We start from the raw sequence: 10,051 nt of genomic DNA, 5'->3' as shown, positions 1-10,051 counted from the left end.
AACTCCACCGGTAAAAACTCCAGATCAACCAGAGCCATCAAAACCAGAAGAGCCAAATTATGATCCATTGCCAACTCCGCCGCTAGCACCAACTCCTAAGCACTTGCCAACACCACCAGCGGTGCCAACAGTTCACTTCCATTACAATCGTCTATTTGCACAACCTCAGATTAATAAAGAAATTAAAAATGAGGATGGAGTAGATATCGACCGTACTCTAGTTGCTAAGCAGTCTGTAGTGAAGTTTGAGTTGAAAACGGAAGCTTTAACTGCAGGGCGTCCAAAAACAACTTCGTTTGTATTGGTAGATCCACTTCCAACTGGCTATCAGTTTGATTTGGAAGCAACCAAGGCTGCAAGCAAAGGGTTTGAAACAAGCTATGACAAAGCTAGTCACACTGTAACCTTTAAGGCTACTGAGGAGACCTTGGCAGCTTTCAATGCAGATTTGACAAAATCCTTTGAGACTCTATATCCAACTGTTGTTGGTCGTGTCTTGAATGATGGGGCGACTTATACAAACAACTTTACATTGACAGTCAACGATGCCTACGGTGTTAAGTCAAATATTGTTCGTGTAACGACTCCAGGTAAACCAAATGATCCTGACAATCCAAATAACAACTACATCAAGCCTTTGAAAGTTAACAAGAACAAGCAAGGTGTGAATATTGATGGCAAAGAAGTTCTAGCTGGTTCAACGAACTACTATGAACTCACATGGGATTTGGACCAATACAAGGGAGATAAATCTTCTAAAGAAGCGATTCAAAATGGTTTCTACTATGTGGATGATTATCCAGAAGAAGCCTTAACCCTTCAACCAGAATTGGTTAAGATCCGTGATCTAGAGGGCAATCTTGTATCAGGTATCAGTGTTCAACAGTTTGATAGTTTAGAAGCTGCGCCTAAGAAGGTTCAAGATCTGTTGAAGAAAGCAAACATCACTGTTAAAGGTGCTTTCCAACTCTTCTCAGCTGATAATCCAGCCGAATTCTACAAGAACTATGTAGCAGCAGGAAAATCATTGCTCATCACAGATCCGATGACAGTTAAACCTGAATTTGGTCAAACGGGTGGTAAGTATGAAAACAAAGCCTACCAAATTGATTTTGGAAATGGCTATGCTACAGAAGTAGTTGTCAACAATGTACCGAAAATCACACCTAAAAAAGATGTGACAATCAGTATGGATCCAAGCAGTGACAATATTGATGGTCAAACCATTCCGTTGAACCAGTACTTCAATTATCGTTTAATCGGTGGTTTGATTCCACAAAATCATTCTGAGGACTTGAATGACTATAGTTTTGTAGATGATTATGACCAAAAAGGTGATCAATACACTGGAAACTATAAAGTTCTTGCCAAGGTTGATATCCGATTGAAAGACGGTCGTGTTATCAAGGCAGGTACAGACTTAACAGCTGAAACACAGGTTGAACATGATCAAGATAAGGGAATGATCACTATTCGCTTCAAGGAAGAATTCCTTCAAGAGATTCAGTTGGATTCTCCATTCCAAGCTGAGACTTATATTCAAATGAAACGAATTGCTGTCGGAACCTTTGAAAATACCTATGTAAATACTGTGAACAAAGTTGCTTACGCTTCAAATACAGTTCGTACGACAACGCCAGAACCTAAGAAACCAGAGGAGCCAACAACTCCTACTCCAAATCCAAAAGGTAACCCTACTCTACCTCAGACAGGAACAAACGATTCAAGCTACATGCCATATCTTGGTCTAGCAGCTTTAGTAGGAGTTTTAGGACTTGGTCAGTTGAAACGTAAAGAAGACGAAAGTAACTAAGCTCTAAAAGTTAAATAAAAAAGAGGAACTTTGTTTCCTCTTTTTTGTACCCCTAAATTAAAAACGCTTCCTATTGATTTTCACTCATAAAATCAACTAATTTATGTTAAAATGGTAGTAGAAAGTTGAGATTATGAGTTATTTTAAAAAATATAAATTTGATAAGTCACAGTTCAAGCTTGGTATGCGAACTTTCAAAACGGGGATTGCCGTATTTATAGTTCTCTTGATTTTTGGTTTTTTTGGCTGGAAGGGGCTTCAAATCGGAGCACTAACAGCGGTCTTCAGTTTACGAGAGAGCTTTGATAAGAGTGTCCATTTTGGAACTTCGCGTATCTTAGGAAATAGCATTGGCGGTTTTTACGCCCTTGTCTTTTTCCTCTTAAACACTTTATTTCATGGAGCCTTTTGGGTAACCTTACTAGTTGTTCCGATTTGCACCATGTTAACCATTATGACAAATGTCGCCATGAACAACAAGGCAGGAGTTATCGGTGGTGTGGCGGCTATGTTGATTATTACCCTATCAATACCAAGCGGAGAAACATTTTTGTACGTGTTTGCGCGCGTATTTGAAACATTTATGGGAGTTTTTGTCGCAATCCTTGTAAATTATGATATTGAGCAACTGAAACTCTTTTGGGAGAAAAAAAGAAAATAATGTTACATTTTATGACATTATTCGTTGACGTATGTCTTTTTTTAGACTATAATAGACAGGAAGAAGGAAATTGTAAATGAAGGAAAGAGAATTTCGCCGAAATATGGCTGTTTTTCCTATCGGCAGTGTTATGAAATTGACCGATCTCTCGGCGCGTCAGATTCGTTATTATGAAGATCAAGAGTTGATCAAACCTGATCGAAACGAAGGGAATCGTCGCATGTATTCTTTGAATGACATGGATCGTCTACTTGAAATCAAAGATTATATCTCTGAAGGTCATAATATTGCTGCGATTAAGAAAAAATATGCTGAACGCGAGGCGAAGTCCAAGAAAGCTGTGAGTCAGACGGAAGTGCGTCGTGCACTCCACAATGAACTCCTCCAGCAGGGGCGCTTTGCTTCAGTACGGTCACCCTTTGGTCGCGGTTAGGCAATCGCAAGTAGTCATATATTAAGGAGAAAACCCATGCCAATCACAGCTGCAGATATTCGTCGTGAAGTCAAGGAAAAAAATGTTACCTTTATCCGTCTCATGTTTTCAGATATTCTGGGAACCATGAAAAACGTCGAAATTCCTGCTACAGATGAACAGTTAGATAAGGTCTTGTCAAACAAAGCCATGTTTGATGGCTCTTCTATTGAAGGTTTTGTACGTATCAATGAATCAGATATGTACTTGTACCCAGACTTGGATACATGGACAGTCTTCCCATGGGGAGATGAAAATGGAAGTGTTGCAGGTTTGATCTGTGATGTCTATACAACAGAAGGCGAACCCTTTGCAGGTGACCCACGTGGTAATCTGAAGCGTGCACTTCGTCATATGGAAGAAGTAGGATTTAAATCTTTCAACCTTGGACCAGAACCAGAATTCTTCCTCTTTAAGCTGGATGAAAATGGCGATCCAACTCTTGAGGTAAATGACAAGGGTGGCTACTTCGACTTGGCGCCTACTGACCTTGCAGACAATACGCGTCGTGAGATTGTCAATGTCTTGACCAAAATGGGATTTGAAGTTGAAGCGAGTCACCACGAGGTTGCGGTTGGACAACACGAGATTGACTTTAAGTACGATGAAGTTCTCCGTGCCTGCGATAAGATTCAAATCTTTAAGCTTGTTGTTAAAACCATTGCTCGCAAACATGGCCTTTACGCAACCTTTATGGCTAAACCGAAATTTGGTATTGCTGGATCAGGTATGCACTGTAATATGTCCTTGTTTGATGCAGAAGGAAATAATGCCTTCTTTGATCCAAATGATCCAAAAGGAATGCAGTTGTCTGAAACGGCCTATCATTTCCTTGGTGGCTTGATCAAGCATGCTTACAACTATACTGCTATCATGAACCCAACAGTTAACTCATACAAACGTTTGGTTCCAGGTTATGAAGCACCTGTTTACATTGCTTGGGCTGGTCGTAACCGTTCGCCACTTGTGCGCGTGCCGGCTTCACGTGGTATGGGAACTCGTCTTGAGTTGCGTTCAGTGGACCCAATGGCAAACCCATACATCGCTATGGCGGTTCTTTTGGAAGTTGGTTTGCATGGTATTGAAAACAAAATCGAAGCACCAGCTCCTATCGAAGAAAATATCTACATCATGACAGCAGAAGAGCGTAAGGAAGCTGGGATTACCGACCTTCCATCAACTCTTCATAATGCTTTGAAAGCTTTGACTGAGGATGAAGTGGTCAAGGCAGCCCTAGGTGAACACATCTATACGAGCTTCCTTGAAGCCAAACGTATCGAGTGGGCTAGCTATGCAACCTTTGTTTCACAATGGGAAGTTGATAATTATCTTGATTTGTATTAATAGCAGAAAAGAGGTTGTCCGAATGGGCAATCTTTTTTATTTTTTGCAATGTTATAAAAGTATTTTGATGCAAATATTAGTATAGGTAATATAGGCAATTCATATTTCTTGGCTTGCTTACAATTATGCATCGGAAACGGGAATATTCTGACAAATCTCAGAAAACGAAATCAAGTTTATGGTTAGAAAAACTGTACAATGATGCTATTTAATGGCGATTTTCTACTTTTAAAAAAAATTTACTATCTGACAACGTATTGCTTGTATAAATGAATAGTAAATGATAAAATATCATTTGGAATGAATGAGTCGCAGTTTTTGTTTGATAGTATTAATATGTTATTTGCTAAAGACTTATTCGTTGTATTTTACTATTATAGGAAAGGAGATGTTATGCAAAAAGACAAGTGGTGGCTACCATTTTTAGCGGTGGGTGTCATCATAGGTTTAGCGGTGGGTTTGCTTTATTACACCAGACCCACTAAGGATGGAGATATAGGTTCATCGTCAGTTTCGCAATCAACTTCTAGTGATAAGAACAATACGGCTTTGAGTTTAAAAGGTCAACAACTTCCAGAATTTAAAATGACCTCTCAAGATGGAAAATTGATTGCTATCTCGGAACTGTATGATAAACCTATGTTAGTTGTCGAATGGGCTAGTTGGTGTCCGCATTGCCAGAAACAACTACCCATTGTTCAGCAGATGTATGAAAAGTATGGAGATCAAATTCATTTTGTTCTTCTGAATATGAACGAACCAGGAAAAGAAACAAAGGAAACTGCTGATCAGTATATCAAAGAAAAAGGATATACTTTCCCCTATTATTATGACGAAGATCAGTCCGCAGCCGATCTTTTACAGGTTCAAACCATACCAAGTATGTATCTTGTGACAAAACAGCAACAGGTAAAGAATGTATTAGTAAATCATACCACTGCTGAAAATTTCTCGACAGAGTTACAAGAATTGCTAAACTAACATACATTCATTTCGGGAAAAAGGAGGAAGAAGAAATCACAATAGGATTTCAGAGAAAATTATGAGAGATTTCATTAAAAAGGTCTCCATTCTGTTTACGATTCTGTTTCTCTCTGTGCCATTAGGATTAGCTAGTTTACGTTTCGGTCGTGGTGCGGCTGATGAAACTGAGGTAATTCGAGTAGGAGATAATACGGAAATTATCCAGAATGGATGTTATCGTAAGATAAAGAAATCGGAGAAGACGCAATGGACAGTTCCACGTAAACCAATTGACTTGGTTATCCTGCAGGATGCCAGTGGATCATTTAGAAAAACGATTCCTAGTGTTAAGAATGCTTTGAAGCGTTTGACAACATATGTGAGTCCAGAACAATACAATGAGAACGATCCTCATCTAGTTAAGACTGGCGACTCTCGGACAACTGACCGCGTTTTCGTAGCTTCTTACCAAGGTTTGGATCAGGTGCGTTACTTTAATAATAACGATTTCAGTGGCAATCCTACAGATACATTTACCGATCCGAATACAACTGGTAAACACTATACCTATGGGAATAGCGGTTTAACAAGCGATCAAAATGAAATTCATAAATTCATTGATAATATTGCAGTTGATGGTGGAACTCCAACTGTTCCAGCCATTCAAGATACGATCGCTCAGTACAACAGTGTCAAAGGGAATATGGAAAACGGTCGTAAGACAGTCTTCCTCCTGGTAACGGATGGAGTAGCCAATGGTTACCGTCTGCCAGGGTCTAACACAGTTGTAATGGATAAGAGCTATACAAGAACGTGGGATATCCATAGTGCTTGGGGAGTAGATAGCTATCCAGAAGCAGCTCAAGATATTACTGGTCGTGCCAATGAGTTGAGAGATGCAGGTAACCAGCTGAAAGCAGCGGTTGGTTCAGAAGGTTCTGTGGTTGTAGGTTTCTGGGAACGTGTTGATAATTTCACTGAACCATATTATCAATATGGTCCAGCTTATCTAAATGGTTTCGGTAACACTATTAATATTGGGGACAACCGTTCAGTGCAAGCCATCTTCCACGACGCACTTCAATCGATGGCTTCACCAGATAAGGTTGTGAACGGAAAGAACGTTTCCTTCTATGTTAATGAACAGAATAACATTGATGTGTTCTCACAAAAGATTTTAGAATCTGTAGCTGCAGCGTTGATCAAGGAAGACATCAAGGGTGAGTTCACTGTTACACCTGGGTATAAGGTGGATGCTGTTCGAATCAATGGCAAGACTGTTGTTGAAAAAGTCACAGATCCATCAAAACAAATTCGTGGTAAGATTGTTCAAGAAGGAGACAAGGTTACAATCTCTGTTCCAGAGAGTGTCTTTAATCCAGGAAACAACAAGTTTGACTATGATTTGAGTAAGGAAGCACATGCTGAACAAGTTGATGAGGATGATGAGCAAGACCCTCCTGCAGACTACAAACCAGTTAAGGAGACAGTTCCAGTTCCTGAGTTGACTGGTAAATTTAAAGTTGGTGATTTTGCGACTGAAACAATCGGTGGTTCGAAAGAAACTGTAGAAGTTCAAAAACTTGAATACTGTTACCCAAGTGCCACCAAGAAAATTGCAGACCAAGATCAAAGCAATGATACTGGTACTATTGAAGATCCGCTTCAATTAAGCAAAAAACCATCCTATGCAGCGAACTTGTCTGCCAAAGATGAAACATTTACTTATACAGTAGATTACAACTTCAACAACGCTCCATATGAGTTCAAGAAAAATGTTATGCTGACTGACCCTCTTGACTATCGTTTAGAAGTTGTAGGTCATCATGCTTCTGGACCACAAGGTCAAATCTTGACTCGTGTAGTGAAACAAAATGACGATCTCGGAAACGAACGTGATGTTGTTGTTGCTGATGTACCAAGTGTGAATGGTTATGAATACTTAGTGCTTCAAAAAGCTAAAATGACCATTACCGTTCGCTTGAAGGAGCAATATCGCAATAATCAAGCGAGCAAAGAATTTATGGCCCTTCTTCAGGATAATGATGGCTTCGGTTTGCTGAATCAGGGTAATATCATGTGGAATGGTGAGGATAATAATCCTGATCCAAGTAAACATGCTAAAACAGCTGACAAACCAAGTACAATTCGTCGCTCAAACCCAGTCTATGTGAAACCACCAGTTGATACCGAAATTACGAAGAAGGTTAATGACAAAGAACATGAGGATTTGAAGGCAGAAGAGGAACTCTTTGAGTACAAGGTGACTGCTCCATGGCCAGGTATTGCGGACAACTTTACGCTGACAGATACAGTTGTTTCAGAGTTGGAAGTTCAGGCAGATAGCTTGAATATAAAACTTGGTGAAAAAGATAATACTGAGTTGAAAACTGCTACAAAAGTTGAAGGTCAGACTGTTTCACTGACTCTTGATAAAACTCAACTTGAAAAAATCTCACGTAAGGTAACGCGTCGTAAAACTAAAGATGTTCAATACCTTGAATTGACCTTCAAGGCTAAGATTCGTCCGGGTGCTGACCTTTCTAAATATAAGGAAGATGGTCAAATTAAAGTACCTAACACGGCAGATGTTGCCTTGAATGATATCAAGAAAACATCGAATAAAGTAACGGTTACACCACCAAAACCACAAGAACCTTCTATTGATAAGAAGATTAATGAGAACTTGGATAGCTTCCAAACGTTTGATGGGCAACCATACAACTACAACATTACAACAGCAGTACCAAGTGATGTTGCTAATTACAAGAAATTTGTGATTCGTGATACACTGGATGCTAATTTGGAACTTGCAGGAGACGTAAGTATTAAAGGTTCCGCAGCGGCCCTCTTTGATATCCACACCAATGGCCAAGAGATTACGGCAACGGTGAAGGATGGTCAGTTTGGTGAACTTGCAAAATACTCAACTGTTGAATTAGTCATTCCTGCAAAAGTTAAAAATGGTGTGACAGGTACAACCATTGAAAACAAGGCTTCTATTTCCTTTACAAATGAGAATAATGTAGAGAAAGAAGTTGAATCGAAACCTGTAACCGTAACGCCACCTCCTGTAACGAAGAAGATCAATGAAACTCTTGATCACTTAGATATCGCGACAGGTCAAGCGTATAACTACAACATTAAGACAAAACTTCCAACCGATATTACAGATTACAAGAAATTTGTGATTACAGATACACTTGAAGGAGATTTGTCAGTTATCAATGAAACTTCAAGCAAACCGGTTATCAAAGGAGCGGCTGCCGCCTTCTTCGATGTAACAGTTGAGGGTCAAACCGTGACTGCAACGATGAAGGACTTTGCGAAGGCTACAGACCTTGCTGGTCAAGAAGTGGAATTGATTATTCCGGCTAAGATCAATGATGGAGTGACTCGTATCAACATTCCAAATACTGCGAAGTTTAGTTTCACAGATAAGAATGATCACAGCGGAGAAAAAGAAACCAAACCGGTAACGGTAACGCCTCCATCAGAACCAGGCGTTGATAAGAAAATCAACGAAACATTGACAGAGGCAACCATCGGTGCAGAAACGGACTTCACGTATAATATCAAAGCAAAATTGCCAAATGATATTACAACATACAAGTCCTTCGTTGTAACGGATACCTTGGATGAGAACTTGACTCCAGGTCAAGCTGAAATCAAGGGAGCTGCAGCGAAATTCTTCGATGTAACAGTTCAAGGTCAAACCGTGACTGCAACGATGAAAGATTTTGCGAATGCGGGTGACTACGGTAACCAAGAAGTAGAGCTCGTGATTCATGCCAAAGTGAAGAAAGACTCAAAAGTTCCATCTATTGAGAACAAAGCTAAGATTACTTATACCAACAAGAATGACCAACAAGGTGAGAAAGAAACCAAACCGGTTACTGTCACTCCACCGCCAATCACTAAGAAGGTGAATGGTCAGGAACATGCAGATCTTGGTAAGTTATCAGAAGTCTTCACGTATACGATTGACTCAACGGTTCCACATGTGGCAGATAGCTTCACCATTTCAGATGATATCGTCAAAGAATTGGCATTTGAAGGGGAAGCAACGGTCACTGTTGACGGTCAAGCTGTTCAAGATTTGACTGTGAAAACAGAAGGTCAAACCTTGACAGTCACATTTGGAAAAGATCAAGTGAAACAATATGCTGGTAAAGCAGTCCAAGTTTCATTCAATGCCAAGATTAAAGACGGCATCACTTTCGATGCTCTCTTGACTGCTTATCCAAATGAAGCAAAAGACAAGCCAGTAGTACCAAATACTGCTAGCTACATCATTAATGACAATCCTGATTCTAAGAAAGAATCAAAACCAGTCACTGTCACTCCACCGCCAACAACAACTCCAGAGCTTAAGAAGGAAGTAAACGGAGCAGAACGTTACGATCTTGCAAAACGTAATGAAGAATTTACTTATACTTTGAAGACAACAATGCCTGCCAATGCAACTGTGTTTGAGATGACAGACGAGTTGAAAGAAGTTCTAGAATTTGTTGGTGAGAATGCTTCAGCTACTGTTAAACTTGATGGTGAGGATGCAGGATCTAAGGCGACAGTGACACTTTCTGGTCAAGTCATCAAAGTTGCCTTTACAGAAGCTTCTGTCAAAGCAGATGCCGGTAAGTCAATTGAAGTGAATTTCAAGGCTAAGATTAGAGATAATGCCAACTTGTCAGCTTATGTGAATAAAGATGGTAAGACAGAGATTCCGAATAAGGCTTCTTATGATATTGATCATAATCCAAAATATCACAAGGACTCTAACGAAGTCCCAGTAACG

Annotated in this window: 5 protein-coding genes and 1 pseudogene; all 6 read left to right on the top strand. The window is 39.8% G+C overall.

All coding sequences use genetic code 11. The features are described 5' to 3' along the window. A partial coding sequence (locus HMPREF3057_RS03195; RefSeq protein ID WP_142350333.1) for an SspB-related isopeptide-forming adhesin occupies positions 1–1,813 on the top strand: 1,813 nt, incomplete at its 5' end. Positions 1,814–1,946: 133 nt separating this feature from the next. Then, complete coding sequence (locus HMPREF3057_RS03190; RefSeq protein ID WP_000119887.1) at positions 1,947–2,474, top strand: FUSC family protein; 528 nt, start codon at positions 1,947–1,949, stop codon at positions 2,472–2,474. Positions 2,475–2,550: 76 nt separating this feature from the next. Next, positions 2,551–2,907: a transcriptional repressor GlnR gene (glnR, locus tag HMPREF3057_RS03185; RefSeq protein WP_000664333.1), complete on the top strand. Its 357-nt coding sequence runs from the start codon at positions 2,551–2,553 to the stop codon at positions 2,905–2,907. 36 nt (positions 2,908–2,943) lie between these two features. Then, entirely contained in the window at positions 2,944–4,290 is a 1,347-nt protein-coding gene (gene glnA, locus HMPREF3057_RS03180; RefSeq protein ID WP_001122885.1) for a type I glutamate--ammonia ligase, read from the top strand. A gap of 393 nt (positions 4,291–4,683) precedes the next feature. Then, positions 4,684–5,271, top strand: coding sequence for a TlpA family protein disulfide reductase (locus tag HMPREF3057_RS03175; RefSeq protein ID WP_070696344.1), 588 nt, complete (start codon positions 4,684–4,686; stop codon positions 5,269–5,271). 61 nt (positions 5,272–5,332) lie between these two features. Further along, a pseudogene (gene padA, locus HMPREF3057_RS03170) lies at positions 5,333–10,051 on the top strand (LPXTG-anchored isopeptide-forming adhesin PadA); the annotation flags it as partial.

It is taken from the genome of Streptococcus sp. HMSC072D05 (assembly GCF_001815805.1).
In the GTDB taxonomy this organism is placed as follows: domain Bacteria; phylum Bacillota; class Bacilli; order Lactobacillales; family Streptococcaceae; genus Streptococcus.
The sequence above is the reverse complement of the archived record's forward strand: the minus strand, read 5'-3'. Positions and strand labels throughout refer to the sequence as shown.